Annotated in this window: 8 protein-coding genes; 3 read left to right on the top strand and 5 right to left on the bottom strand. The window is 67.8% G+C overall.

Translation table 11 applies throughout. The annotated features are described in order from the left end of the window. Positions 1-173: 173 nt before the first annotated feature. Genes AB0M48_RS12190 through AB0M48_RS12180 form a run of 3 tightly spaced genes read left to right on the top strand, consistent with a single transcriptional unit; the run spans position 174 to position 4,968 of the window. The gene (locus AB0M48_RS12190; RefSeq protein WP_363839567.1) at positions 174-2,102 is read left to right on the top strand and encodes a hypothetical protein; all 1,929 of its coding nucleotides are present in this window, start codon (positions 174-176) and stop codon (positions 2,100-2,102) included. A gap of 15 nt (positions 2,103-2,117) precedes the next feature. After that, a complete protein-coding gene (locus AB0M48_RS12185) occupies positions 2,118-3,053 on the top strand; it encodes a hypothetical protein (RefSeq protein ID WP_363839564.1) in 936 nt (311 codons plus the stop codon). 34 nt (positions 3,054-3,087) lie between these two features. Beyond that, the gene (locus tag AB0M48_RS12180; protein WP_363839561.1) at positions 3,088-4,968 is read left to right on the top strand and encodes a hypothetical protein; all 1,881 of its coding nucleotides are present in this window, start codon (positions 3,088-3,090) and stop codon (positions 4,966-4,968) included. Positions 4,969-5,404: 436 nt separating this feature from the next. On the opposite strand, the gene AB0M48_RS12175 is transcribed toward AB0M48_RS12180, so the two are convergent. From AB0M48_RS12175 to eccB, 5 genes are all read right to left on the bottom strand, one after another. Beyond that, positions 5,405-5,872, bottom strand: a complete 468-nt coding sequence (locus tag AB0M48_RS12175) for a hypothetical protein (protein WP_363839558.1) — start codon at positions 5,870-5,872, stop codon at positions 5,405-5,407. Positions 5,873-5,900: 28 nt separating this feature from the next. Next, positions 5,901-6,305: a YbaB/EbfC family nucleoid-associated protein gene (locus tag AB0M48_RS12170; protein WP_363839555.1), complete on the bottom strand. Its 405-nt coding sequence runs from the start codon at positions 6,303-6,305 to the stop codon at positions 5,901-5,903. A gap of 129 nt (positions 6,306-6,434) precedes the next feature. Next, positions 6,435-9,752, bottom strand: a complete 3,318-nt coding sequence (locus tag AB0M48_RS12165) for a right-handed parallel beta-helix repeat-containing protein (protein ID WP_363839552.1) — start codon at positions 9,750-9,752, stop codon at positions 6,435-6,437. A gap of 14 nt (positions 9,753-9,766) precedes the next feature. Next, positions 9,767-12,529: a hypothetical protein gene (locus tag AB0M48_RS12160; protein WP_363839549.1), complete on the bottom strand. Its 2,763-nt coding sequence runs from the start codon at positions 12,527-12,529 to the stop codon at positions 9,767-9,769. Between the two features lie 5 nt (positions 12,530-12,534). Further along, positions 12,535-13,875, bottom strand: coding sequence for a type VII secretion protein EccB (gene eccB / locus AB0M48_RS12155; RefSeq protein ID WP_363839546.1), 1,341 nt, complete (start codon positions 13,873-13,875; stop codon positions 12,535-12,537). Between the last annotated feature and the right edge of the window lies 1 nt (position 13,876).

Here is a 13,876-nt window from a genome sequence, read left to right as displayed (position 1 = left end):
CCGGCAGTCGGGGCCTCATTCTCCGCGACAGCAACCGAGTCCTCACCCGGCGCGTCGGAAACCCCGGCCGATGAGGAATCGAGCAGACCGGCTTGCCGCCAGTAAAGAAGCGCTTGCAGAACCTGATCGTTCTCCGGCGAGCGAGCCGAGGCGTGCACCCGCGAGAAGTACGCATGCATGTCCGATCGCCCGTCGGCGATCTCCCGCAACACATCCGCGATGACCCGCACATTCTCGGCCCGCGGCGCGTTCTCGACTCCCATGTTGAGCAAAGCGTTGATCGCCTGCACACGGCGCGACTGGACGAGCTCGATCAACCCACCCAACTCGTCTTCGGTGAGGAAGATGTCCGCCCGGTGTGCCAACGCACCGACATACTGATTACGCAGGTCAGGGGCATCCACCACGCGCGCAACGTCGCCCGCTCTGTCATTTCCTTCCAAGGCCGCGGCGACAACATCACCCTCACCCCGGAACAGCTTACCCATCAAATCCGCGATCTGAACGACCTCACTGGTCGGCTCAGCAGGATCGATGCCCGGTGTCCGCACGTAGTCGAGCAGCGCGGTCAAAGTCTCCAACGCGGAATCAGCATCCGAAGCGCGCAGCAAGTCCACACCCGCCGGCGTGATATCCGCCCCGTTTTCCTCTCCTGTCGCCTGGATGCTCCACGGTGTCCCACTGCTCAAGGTCGTAGTCACCAGGTGCAGACGGTCGCGCATCCTCTCGTCCTGGTCAGGCGGATACGGCGTGTGGTTGTCCAACACAGACAGGTTCGGACGGCCGACAAGATGCGCGAGATTCGTCGAGTTCGCTCCCTCGGTGATCGCGGGCAGCGTTCCGAGCTGGAACATCTGCTCGAACACCGCCCGCGGCAGAGACCCCGTTCGCACGACGAGCACATCGCCGTCCTCAAGACCAGCGATCTGCGAGGCGAGGTCAGGAGAGGAAACATCCGTCCGCTTCAACCAGTCAGCCTCAAAAGGCGGCGCGTAAGGCACCGACGAATCACTGATCTCCAACATGATCGCTGGCTTGCCGCCCAGATCATGCACAGCCGCAGCCAGGTGGGCCGCCACCCCAGGACGCTTGAACCCCTCGATCTGCCTCAAACCGTAAATCGGCATCAACTCAACCTGCCGATCACCCAGAACCGCTTCGGCGACAACCTTCAGACCGGCAGTTTTCGAATCAGCGGGCATTTGCTGGTCGATGAACCGCCCCAGCGAGTTCGGATCATTGAACTCAGGAACGTCGTAAACGAATCTAACCTGGTCACTCAAGTGTCGATCAAGGTCGACCATCCGCACGCCACCGTCAGCGGCCGGATCACGCCGCAGATGAAGCCGCTGACTGCCATCCCACGCGTACGGCTTCAACACAATCGCTTCGTCGACACCGATCCGGTCCAAGAACGCCAACGCCGTGTCCACATCCGCACTGCTGAGTGTGTCTTCCCCGGCCGACAAAGCCAAGGTACGACCAGTGTCGGGAACGAACTGCCCTGGGCTGAGCACCTCCACGGGCTGCAAATCAGCAGTGATCAGCAACTCCAGCTTCCGCGCGGACTCCTCATCCGCCACGAACGTGATCGACTCCCGGAAACCACCATCCCGCAACGATTTGACCAATGTCGTCGCAGCAGCCTGATGCCCGAAGTTCCTCGCATTCCCGACCGCTACGACAACACTGTCCACATCAGACAAAAGATCCGCAACCGACGGACCGACCACAGAGTCTACCGAATCTCGATGACCACTGTTCGACGACGAATCGACAAACGATGCGGTACCACCGTCCGCAGAATTCACCACAGAACTCGGAATGGCTCCGTCCGGCATGGCGAAAGAGGCGAGCTGCTCGTCCGACACCGACGGGCCTACCTGGCCGCCCACTTCCTGCGGTGCGTGCGCCGGTGCGTTGGTCTCTGTGCGAATGCCCGCACGCGCCTTGCCCTTGCCCTGCACAGGCCTCGGATCCGGCAACAGCGTCCCGCGCTCGGCCTGGAAGTCGGCGATCTCGCTCGCATCGGGCGCCGGGGGCATCAAGGAGTTGAGCAGTGTGCCGTCCGCGGCGCCCGGCCGCACGGCCGCGGCCGGTGAGCCCATGGTGAACACGTGCTCGTCGGCACCGAGGACGGGCCCACCGACCAGAACCGTGTTGCCGTCGACGAGAATTACCGGTGTGCCACCACCGGCCGACAGCGTCGTGGTGACGACCATGCCGACCGGGAAGTCCAGGTCGCGAGGGTCGTACCCCTCGACGAACCGGAGGTGATCGACGATGTCTGGTCCCTCGAGGGGAACGGCCTGGACCGTCGCGGTGTCGGGATCCGTCGTGAACGGGATGTAACCGTCCTCGTAGGAGGTGACGTCCGCGTTGAAACTGCCGTCGGGCGACGGGACGACGCCTCCGCGAACGTCGTGCCAGCTCGGGTCCCAGCCCTGCACACCCCGGTGCACCCTCAGCCGGCCGTCGAGGAAACTCCGCATCTGCTCGGTCAGGGCGAGCCGCGTGCCTGGGTCGCTGCGCCGCGCCGCGTCGACTCCGATGTACAGGTCCAGTTCGCCGAACCGGTAGAGGTCCCCCACGTGAACGCCGCGCAACGTGCTGTCACCCAGATCCACGACCAGCACGCCGACGGTCGGGTCGTCGTCGTCCTGTGTGAAGGTGAAGAGCTCGCCGGTGCCACCGACCCCACGGGCGATCGTCCCCGACACGACCGCTTCCGCCACCTGCCGCCCGGCTCCCCTGGAGTCCTTGGACAGAGTCACCTGTTGCTCCGCCAAGCCGGCCAGCGGCCTGGCGAGCTCGCCGGCATCGACCTCACCGCCGGGCCAGTTCCAACGGCCGAGCTCCGAGTTCACCGCACCGAGCAGCGCTTCCTGGGAACTGATTTCCCTTCGGGTCTGCCCAAACTCGGATTTCCCGCCCACCTCCTCGTCCACATCAGACTCGACATCGGTGTCCGAGTCCGAGTCGGACTCTGCGCTGAGCCGCTCATCCTCATCGACCAGGGTGTCGGTGTCGGAGTCGGCGTCCGGCGGATTTGACACGAAATCGCTGGCGAGAAGGACGTTCTCCTCGATGGCGGCGGGCACCTGTATCGGAGCGTTGGACCCGAACTCGATGTCGGTGCTCAGGACCGGGGCGATGTCCGGCGTGACCACCGGCCCGGCGGTCTCCGTGGAAACCGGGATCCCCCCGGTCTCCTTGCTGTCGGCCTTCGCCGTAGAGGAGACCGACGGCGTGGACGTACTCGGCGTGGTCGACGCACTCGACGTTGTTGTCGTACCCGTTGTGGTGGCCGTGGTCGCAGCAGACGTGGTCGACGCACCCGGCGGCGTGGCGGTCGGAGCAGACGGAGTCGAGGTGTTCGAAGCCGCGAGCGGGGTCGTGGCCGGAATGCCCGGCGACGCCTGGGTTGGCGTGTCAGCCGGCTTGCCCGCTGTTGTCACGCCGTGTGCGTTGCCCGCCTGGGACTCGTTCGAGCTGTCCGTGGCCGGCACAGCAGGCTCGATCACGCTGTTCCCCGACGACCTCGAAACACCTGTCATGGCGTCAGCCGACGCCCGAGGCGCAGGAGACTCCACGGTGGAATACGGCCCCTCCGCGCGAATCGGAGCGCTCGTGGACTGCGGCACATCCGCTGCCGATGACGGCGGGGTGACCGACGTGCTCGGCGCATCCGTCGCCAGCACGGTCGACATCGGCGCATCCGTCGCCAGCGCGGTCGACATCGGCGCGGTCGACATCGGCGCGGTCGACATCGGCGCGGTCGACATCGGCGCGGTCGACGCCGGTGCATCCGCCGGTGCACGCGTCGTCAACGTGCTCTCGCCGGTCGAGGTGTCGCCAACGCTCCTGTTTCCGGCGCCAGGCCTCACACCGGCGGGCTCACCATCCGAGGGGTCACCGGTTCCGCCACCAGTTCCAGATCCGCCGCCAACACCATCGGGATCGCCCACGGCGTTCCCCACTCCGGCGTCACCCGTGCCGGTACTCACACCACCGCTGCCACCCGCACCCGCCTTGCCGGCGACACCCGGACCGTCCGCCTGCACGTCCCCGCCACCGGGGTTCTCCTGCCCGCCGGTCCCGCCACCACTCGCACCGGTCCCGGCGTTCCCACCGCCGGTGTTGTCCGTCCCCACAGCCCCGGCCCCAGAGCCACCACCGACATCCCCACCACCGGACTGGACAGGGCTGTACGGCGGGGGCGCGTCGCCGGTCTCGATCCGGTGTGGCGGCCCGGAGACGCCTCCGCGGTCGGTGTCCGGACCGCTGCCCCCGTCGAGCGCGTCGAGCGCCGCTTCGGCGCGCTTGCCGCCGAACTCCTTGCGCGCTTCTTCCCTGCGTTCGTCCCGTTCCTGCTTCCATTTGCCGAGCGCGGTCACACCCGCGCCCATCACGACGCCGTTGAGCACACCCTTCCAGATGTCGCCGGGGTCTCCGCCCTCCGGGATGGTGATGACGCCGACGAACACCTCCGTCAGGCCCTCGATCACGCCGCTGGCCCCCCAGTGGCCGGCCCACTCGGGCTTGAACTCCTTCAGGTTGCCGCCCAGGAAGCCCGCGAACGCACCGGCCGCCGCGCCGTACCCGAATGACTTGAGGGTGTCTTCCCAGTCCCAGCTCTTGTTGCTCTCGATCGCCTGCCAGACCTGCACGATCGAGCTCTCGAGAACCTCCTCGGCCCCTTCGTCCAAGGCCTGCTCGACCATCTCGGTGAAGACATCACCGATGGACTTCGTGACGCCGGCGACCGCGACCTGGTCGAGGGTCTTGCCGAGGAATCCCGAAGCGGACGTGGTCGCGACCTGCAACGCCCTGGCCACCCACGCCGAGAACCGCGCGAAGATGATCTGCATGACCTGGCGCATCAACCCGATGAACGGCCCGATCAACGGCCATTCGAACGGATCGAACCACATCCGGAGGATCTCGCTGGCAGCGAAGACCAGCTGAACGATGATGGAGATCTTCGCCGCCTGGACGGCCAGTGCGTACTGCCTCGCCATCTCCGAAAGTTCATGGGCGCTCTGCGCATAAGCCGCAGGCTGCTCCGCCAACTGCTCGCCATAGCGCCAGAACGCGCGACCGACAGTCGAGTCAACGCTGTCCATCACGTCGCGCAAGGACTCCGTCAGGTTCCCGACCACACCGTCGAGGTCGCCTTTGATTTCGTCCAGCGCTACGTGGAGGTCCCATATCTCCTTTTCCGTGCCGGTGGGCACACTGCTACCGATGAGAAGGATGAAAACCCACTCGAGCTCCTCGGGATACTCGATGTTGTAGGTGATCGCCATCAGTCAGCCCCACCACAAAAGCGGGAACCCGAACGCGACACCAGTCTCCGATCGGATTCCCGCTCGTTCACCTCAGCACCACTTCCACCTGATGTTTACCGTCGACCGTCCGTACCACCGCTGTTACCCGTACCGCCGCCGGTTCCTCCACTGTCGCCACCGGTGTTCGGCGAAACCTGCGAAGCACCGCCCACGTTCAAGTCACCGACCCGGCCGGCAGAGGAGTAGGAATTGCTGGCGATGCTGCCGTGGAGGTTCTCTGCCTCGAGCCTGTTCACCTCATCGGTGCGTAACGCGACCTTGCTCATGTTGTTCACACCGCGCGCAGCGTCTCCGACCTGCCCCGGAAGCTCTTGGATGTTCTCGGTCAAGCCCTGGAGGCGTGGCAGGAAGATGCTGGCGAACTGCTCGGCGTTGTTGTCGTTCCCATACGTGCTCTTGTCGTAGACGTAACTCGGAATCGCACTCAAAGCCGAGTTGGAGACGAGTTTGCGAAGCCTTCTCTCCAGCGCGGAGATCCTGTCCGCGGCCCTCGCGAGGCCCTCGCCGTCCAACCAGTTCACATCACCGGATGGCATCTTCTTCCCCCTGTCACTGGTTGAGACCGCGGAAGATGGAGCCTTCTTCGGGATTCTCCGGGAAAAGCCGATCAATATCGATCTTGCCCGGCTCCTTCCCTCTCATCGACATGCCTGGGGGCATCATCGGTTCCATCAACTCGGTCAGCTGTTCGCGCGCCATCGCCTGCGCCTTGCGCACGGTGTCGCAGATGATGCCGCCGAGTTCCGCGGGCGCCATGTTCTTGTACGCGTTGGACGGAAACGAGACACCGGTGATCTGCCCGTGGGTGTCGACGGTCACGGCCACGACGTTGCGCGGCGCGGTCGCGGTCGACGACATCTCCGCCATTCGCGCTTGCAGGTCCTTCAGGTCCGCGCGTTTTTTCCGGTAATCGGCGAGGGTCTTCTCGAATTGGTCTTGCAATGGCGATGACACGAGAACTCCTCACCGAACGGCATGAGCGGATGACAGCATTTCAACGGCTGGACCGGCGGCCGTGCAAGCCGGATGGCCCCGAGTGCACCGCGCGGCACGAGCTCGGACACTTTGGGGCACAGGTTCCGATCAACCGACCGCGGTGAGCCCCTGCCCGACCGGCGCGCTGCTCACCGCGGGAGGCGGCAGGTCCGCCACCGCGAGTGTGCGGGACGCGGCCGTGCGGGCGAGCCTGCGGGCCAGCCGGTGCGCCGGGTGGACGGTCTCCCGGTCCGAGACGTCGGCCAGCCTCTCCGCGACGGCGTCACGCACCTCGTCCGGAACCTCGTGGCCACGCCGCACCAACTCGCGCACCGCCAGCTCCGCCAGCTCGTCGACGGAATACGGAGCCAGGTCCCACCCCGCCAGGAAGCAGTCCGACAGCGTCGGCACCTGTTGGAACAGCGGAACCAGCCGGGTGTGCTCGCCGATCATGACGACGACCGGGTCCGCGGCCCCGCGCAACATCAGGCCCGCCATCGTCTCGACCACCTCGAGCCCGTGGTCGGGATCGAGGTCGCCGTCGAGGTCCACCACGAGCACACCGCCGGTGGCGTCCTCGAAAGCGGTTCGCACCAGGCTTTCCGCCTGCCCCGGCCACTGGGACGTCAGGTCTGTCGCGACGGATCTGCGGACGACGTGGCCCACCCGCACCAGCCGGAGTTCGGACAGCGCCTGGGCGTACAGCCGGGCGATCTCGCTGCGGCCACTGCCGCGTGTGCCTCCGATGACCACGTTGGCGGTGCTGCCGAGAGGCTGGTTGTTTCGCTTGGCCGTGGTCAGGCGGACGAGCGCCGCGCCCGCGGCGTCGCGGAGCGCGGCCTGCCCGACCATCGAGTGGAAGCGCTTCCAGCTGGTGCTGGCCTGGACGGCGGCGGCGGGATCGAGCTCGTCCCGGCGGTGCGCGGGTTCGCTTCCCACGGCCGCTTGGAGCACTTCGATCTCGGACTGCAGGTCGGCCGCCGTGAGGCGGTTCATCTCCACGTCCCTGGTCGGCGGCGCCACCGCCAGGCGGGACGCCTGGTTGTTGACCATCGCCTCGAACAGCTTGCGCGCCACACGGCCGTTGCCGAAGGTCGCGTTCTTCGGCACGCGTTCGAAGTACTCGGTGAGCGCCTGCAGGCCGTCCTCGGTCAGCTCGTAGTAGTGCTTGCGGCACAGGTTGGTCGTGATGGTGACGAGCTCGTCGACGCTGTAGTTCGGGAACTCGATCGTGCGGGTGAACCGGGAGGCGAGGCCGGGGTTCGACTCCAGGAACTGCTCCATCAGCTCGGAGTAGCCGGCGACGATCACGACGATGGACTCGCGCTGGTCTTCCATGATCTTCATGAGCGCGTCGATCGCCTCCTGACCGAAGTCCGGTCCGGAACCACCCGTCTGCGCCGACAAGGTGTAGGCCTCGTCGATGAAGAGCACGCCGCCGATCGCCTTCGTGACCACCTCGGTGGTCTTGATGGCGGTGGAGCCGATGTACTGGCCGACCAGGTCCGCACGCGCGACCTCGACCATGTGGCCCTTCTCCAGCACTCCCAGTTCCGCGAGAACCGTGCCGTAGAGCCTCGCGACCGTCGTCTTACCGGTACCGGGTGGCCCCGCGAACACGAGGTGCCTCGACATCGGAGGCATCGGCAGGCCCATCTGCTTGCGCACCTCGGACATCTTGATCAGGTTTATCAGCGCGGTGACCTCGCGCTTCACCCCGCTCAGACCGACGAGGCCCTCCAGCTCGGCCAGCGGTCCCGACAGCGGGGTCTCCGGATCGGTCGCCTGCAGGGACGCCGGAGCGGCGGCCTCGCGGTCCATGCGCGTTCCCACGGCCGACGCCACCGACACCGGCCGCTGCTGTTCGGCCCTCGCCGTCGAGGCCTCTTCGATCGTCACTCGGTCCTCGCCGAAGCGGCGCACGTCGACACCACGGCTTTCCCGCACCACGCAACGGCTGAGCAGCACCGGCTCCGCCGTGTCGAGGCTGATTCCGTCCTCCGCGCTGCCGACCACCTCGCATTCGGTCAGAGTGCCACCGGCACCGGACGAGAAGTTCACGCCCGTGCCCTTCGACGACAGCACACGGCACCGCGTCAGCGTCGACGCCGCACCGGCCCCCAGGTCGATCCCGTGTCCCCGAGCGCCCACGAACTCGCTGTCCTGCAAGGTGAGCTGGGTGTCCGAGGCGCGCAACCCGCTACCGCGCACGAGGAACGACGTCAGTGAGGCGCGAACGCCTTCGCCGAAGACGATCGCCGCCTCGGCGGTCGACTCGACCCTCACGTCCGAGCCTTCCACAGTGGATCCGCCGGAGGCGTCCAGCGCCGTCTCGCCCGCCACGTCCAGCACGACGTCGGACAGCCTGATCACGCTCTTGCCCACGACCACCAGACCGCGCCCCGAGCCCGATCCCACGCGCAGCCCGGAGAACGTCGGCTTGGACTCCGTGCCCACGTGCACCGCGACCTGAGCGATCCCCTTGAGGTCGATGCCGTCGAAGCGGGGAGAGCTGACCTCGTCCACCGCGATGCCGACCGGGGAGTCACCGATCCGGCAGTCGGTGAAGGTGGGTGAGGAGCCACCGTTGACCTGGATCGCGGTGCGACCGACACCCGTGAACTTGCACCCGGTGAACACCGGCTGCGCCGCCCCCGCGATGTGCGCGGACTGCACGGCGGCACCGTCGAACGTCGAGTCCGCGATCGAGATCCTGCCCTTGCTCATCAGGTACAGGTCGACGTTCTGGCTCCCGGTCACGGTGAGCTGGACGACCTTCAGGCTTCCCTGCTGCTCGGCCACGACTGCGGGTTTGGCCGCATCGGTGACCTCGCACTGCTCGGCTTGGACCACACCTTCGCCGTTGACGCACAGCCCGTTGCCCTGCGGACGGGTGATCACGCAGCGGCGCAACGACAGGGACCCGCGTTCCGTCGCCACCACCGCGGACGAACCCGGGTCGATGATCTGCGTGTCCTCGACGGTGCTGAGGGAGGGGGACGTCGTGACGATGCCCGCTCCCGTCGTGTTCCTCACCTTGCAGCCACGCAATGCGACCGCGCCGGTGCCGCGCGCGTAGATCGCCGCCCACGACGCGGCGGAGAGGTCGCAGTCGTCGAAGGCGACCTCTCCGCGAACCACGTCGATCCCGGCGAGCTGCGTGTCCTCGCAGCGCAGCACCAGACCGTTGAGCCGCACGGCTTCCGCGTTCGCGACGAGGACGCTCCCCTGCTTCGCGACCACCTCCACGGTGCCGGCGCCATTCTCGGCGCTGAGCGTCACGAGCTTGCTGACGACGAGGTTCTCCTCGTACCGGCCGGGCGCGATCGAGATCATGGCGCCGGGCAGGGCGCTGCCGAGCGCGGCGCCGATGGACGGGAACGCGCCTGGCCGGTCCCCCGCTACGACGAGCATCTGTCGGTTCATCGGTCCACCACTCCTCAGGCCAAGCCGGGCAATGCGCCGAAACGGTCCGCGAAGGCGCGGTTCAGCTGGACTGCCGGAGTACCGCTCCGCCACCGCTCCACCTGCCTGTGCAACGAGCTCAGCGCGAGTTCGTCGAGTGAGATCCGGTTCGGATCGACGCGTCCCTCGGCGTCGATCTCGACCGCCGTCAGTTCGCGCAGGAGGATCTGGCCGCGACCGCCGTCGTCCTGCGGTTCGGTCATCTCCAGCACCTTGAAGTTTGTGCCCGGCACGAACAGCACGCGCTCCTGCACACCGTTCTCGGGTTCGAGGAGCTTGGTGCGGCGGGCGGTCATCGACCACACGAGCACGTCGACCTCGCCGTCACCGTCCGCGGGCGGCCCGGTGAGCGCGTGCAGGAATCCCCATTCGGTGAACAGCTTGTGGTCGCGGTAGAGGTCCCATTGACCGGACGTGGGTGACGCGGTGAACATGACGGGACCGCGGTGGGAAGGCAACCGGCTCAGGCCGGCGACGACACAGCGCGCGAACGGGACGTGCGGACCGACCGCCGCGGTACGCAGCGCGCTGTCCACCGCTTTGCCGCGATTGGTCAGGAAGAGCTGCACGGCGACCGCGTCGGTGAGCACCTCGGCGGACGAGCTCGACAGAGCTCCCTGGAAGCCGGGGTGCTGGGACAGAATCCTGGCGACCGAGTTCGACAACACGCCGTACTCGGCGCCCAGCGTGCGCCGCAACCACGCGCGCTCGTCCTCGATGCCGTTGCCCGGGAGCAGGCCTGCCGCCTCGGGTGAGGGGACGGGCTGGCGCCGGGCGATCGCCGGGGCGGCCTCGGGTTCCTCGACGGGCGCGGGACGGTCGGGCTCGGCCGCGCGCTCAGCCCCGTCGCCGCCGTCCTCGGCCGAAGCTTCGCTCGCCGTCTCCTCTGCACCGCCAGGCGCCGGCTTCCCGGCCGGGCCGGTGACCTCGGGCACGATCGGGCTCGGCTGAACTGAGGGCGGAGCCACCTCGGGCCGGAGTGTTTGCGGCGCCCCGGAACCAGTGGTCTCGGGCACGATCGGCCCCGGCTCGACAACCGGGGGAGCCACCGCGGGCTGGACCACGTCCGGCACGGCCGGACCGGTTCCCCCGGCCTGCCGAGGCGCGACGGCGCCGAACACGTCCGCGGCCGACTCGATCACCGGTGGAACCACGTGGGAAGAACGCGCTTCCGGTGCCGGACTCCCAGGTGCCGGACCCACGGGTGGTGGACCGGTGGGGGCGATCCCCAGCGACCCGTTCAGGGCGGCCGGCCGCACGGCGTCGACGGCGCCTTCCGACGGGTTGAGGCGACTCCAGCGCGGAACGGGATACTCGTCGGTGGGATGGGCGGCGGGTGCGGCCACGGCGCCGATTGCCGCGGGCATACCGGCGGGTGCCGGCGGCACGGCGGACGGAACCGGCGTGCCGGGCCTGAAGACCTCGGCTGAGCTTCCCGCGTCCGCCACACCTCCCGCGACGTGGGAGAAGGTGGGCCGGATCTGCGCGTCCAGCAGTGACCGGGCGTGGAGGACACGGCTCATGGGACGCACCGAGTTGCCCAGCTTCTGGGACAGATCAGCCGCGAGGTACTCCATGCGGGCGAGGTCGGCGTCGTTCTCCGCCTCGTACATCAGGTTGTGGGTCGCCGGGTCGGCCGGGACCAACCGGATGGCGTCGACGTTCGCCGTCGCGGCCGGTGGACGTACGAGAAGTCCGGACTGGACGACCTCCACGACGGCGTCGACCGAGTAGTGATAGACGCCGGGCGAGATCTGCACGCCTCCCGGCACCGGGGCGCGATGCGTCACCACGGTGGGCACCCTGGGCGGCTCGACGTTCGAGAACCGCGGCTGGTACTTGATCTCCCTGGCGTAGGCGTGCCAGCCGAGGCTGCCGTCGTGGCGCACGGTGAAGATCTCCGGCGCGACGGCGGGACCGACCGGCATTCCCGCGTAGAACACGACTTCGTGGCCGAGGGCGTCGGCGATCGTCTGCCCGAGATGGCTTCTCGGTACGGACATCGGCCCGTACTGGATGAACCTCACGCGCTGGCGCAGCTCCTCGGTCAGTTGGCGCCACAGCAGAGCGACGTCGTCCTGGCTGAGCGGGACACCTCCCGGGCTGCCCAGCACCACGCTGAGGTACTCCGTCTGACACGGCATGACCTCGATCAGGCGCTGCCGGTTCACCCGCAGCTGCGGGTCGTCGCCCATCGGCCGGATCCAGACGCCGCTGGGCATCGGCTCGGCGATCCCGCGAGCGCTGGTCGGGAAGTTCTCCGCCACCAGGTCCGCGTCCCAGACCGGCCGCGGGAACCTCTTCGCCTCGAACTTCGGCGGCTTCCCCGGGGTGCAGCGCACCCACCCGCTGTTCGGTCCCGAGTGGACGAACAGCGAGCCTCCCGCGCCGCGCAGCACCGGGCCGTCCGGGACGAGCACGGTGCGCTTGAGGCGTTCCGCCATCCAATGGCCGGCGAGTGCCGTGGTCTCCCGCGAACGCCCGCCGATCACCAGGCGCACGCCGCGCCTGCGCTTCGGCAGCACCTGTGCGACCGACTCCCACCACGAAAGCGGCGAGCTGGCGGGCAGGTCGACCACGACGAGGTCGTTCTCGGTGTCCTGCGCGACGTTGAGCGCGAGGTCCTGTGCCGCCTTCGTCATGTTGCCCATCGGGTACACCACGAGGGCGTTGCCGATGGTGTGCTTGGTCAGGCCGAACTCGCCACCGGCCTCCCGGTCGCGGGTCATGATCGCCATCGCCGTCATCCTCCCTGCTCGACGACCACAGCGCTGCGAGACAGAACAGGGCCCGCCGGGATCGTGGAAAGCACTTCGGTGGGCATCGGAACAGGCTGCACACCGCCCAGGCCGAGTGCCTGGATCGAGTTGTCGTCGGGAATCAGGTAGCGCTTCCCGCGGTCGGTGATCAGGTGACGTTCCGGGGTCTTCTGACCGTCGGAGATCGGCATTTTGGCCACCAAGAGCCCGCGACTGGGCGGGACTCGCACACCGGCGGACCACCTGTCGGCGCCGGGCACGGTCACCACCCTGCTCACGACCTCGGCGCCTCTGCCCTCCTGGTGCAGGCACGGGTGGCCCGTCGCGCCGTCCAGCGGCTTCTTGCCCACGACATCGGGCAACCTGGTGAGCATCGACTCGTCCTGGGAGAACGGCGCGGTGAGGATCGACTGGGCGTCGATCTCCACGGGGGTCCTGCCGGGCTGGGCCTTCATCAGCTCGAACTCGGTCGCGGAGAGCGGCGCGAGTCCCCTCTCCAGCAGGACGTAGCGCTGTTCGGTCCCGTTGCCGGGATCGTGGGTGAACACGTCCCCGATCCGCCGTCTCTCACCCGCGACGGTCAGACCGGGGGCCCCCGCGTTCGGCACGGGGGCCGGGGTGAGGGCCGGGCCGTCCAGGAGGAGGTCGAGCCACGCGGCCGGCACGCGTGGCGCCCTCGTCGCCGTCAGGCCGAAGACCACGAGCGCCTTGTCGTCCGGCACCTGGTACTTGACACCCTTCCAGATCAGGAAGAGCTTGCCGTCGACCGACTGGACCGGCGTGTACCGATCGTCCGGAAGCGACTCGTGCTCCACGTCCAGCGCGAAGTTCGTGACGAGGCCGGGCCTGCCGCCCTCGGTGGGCGTCGTCGGGCACAGCAACCACGACGGCGGCAGGATTTCCTTGGTGGTCGGCACGGAGTCCGGTGCGCCCTGGATGCCCATCTGAGGGCCGCGGGCCAGGCCTTCCAGTGATCTCCGCGAGATGACCTCGACGTGGTTGCCGCTGCCCTGCAGCAACATGGCGGACGCGAGGTTCGGCGTCGATACGAGCTTGTTGTCCAGGAACACGTACCGCGTGCCGGACTCCTTCTCGACGAGGATGGCACCCTTCTTCTTCCACGCCGTGCTGCCGCCGGGCACGATCAGGCCGTAGACGCCGAACCCGATCATGATCAGTACTGCCAGGAAGGCACCGGTGATCAGTCCCGCCCGGCCACGCCGGGTCGGTGGCTCCATGTTGGACGGATCGCCGACCGTCAGCGCGGTCGTCATCCGCTCCATCAGGAACTGGTAGGCGTGCACGTGGTCCTTCTGCGTCTGCACC

The sequence above is a fragment of the Lentzea sp. NPDC051208 genome (assembly GCF_040682435.1).
GTDB lineage: Bacteria > Actinomycetota > Actinomycetes > Mycobacteriales > Pseudonocardiaceae > Lentzea > Lentzea kristufekii.
This window is presented reverse-complemented; position numbering and strand designations above follow the sequence as displayed.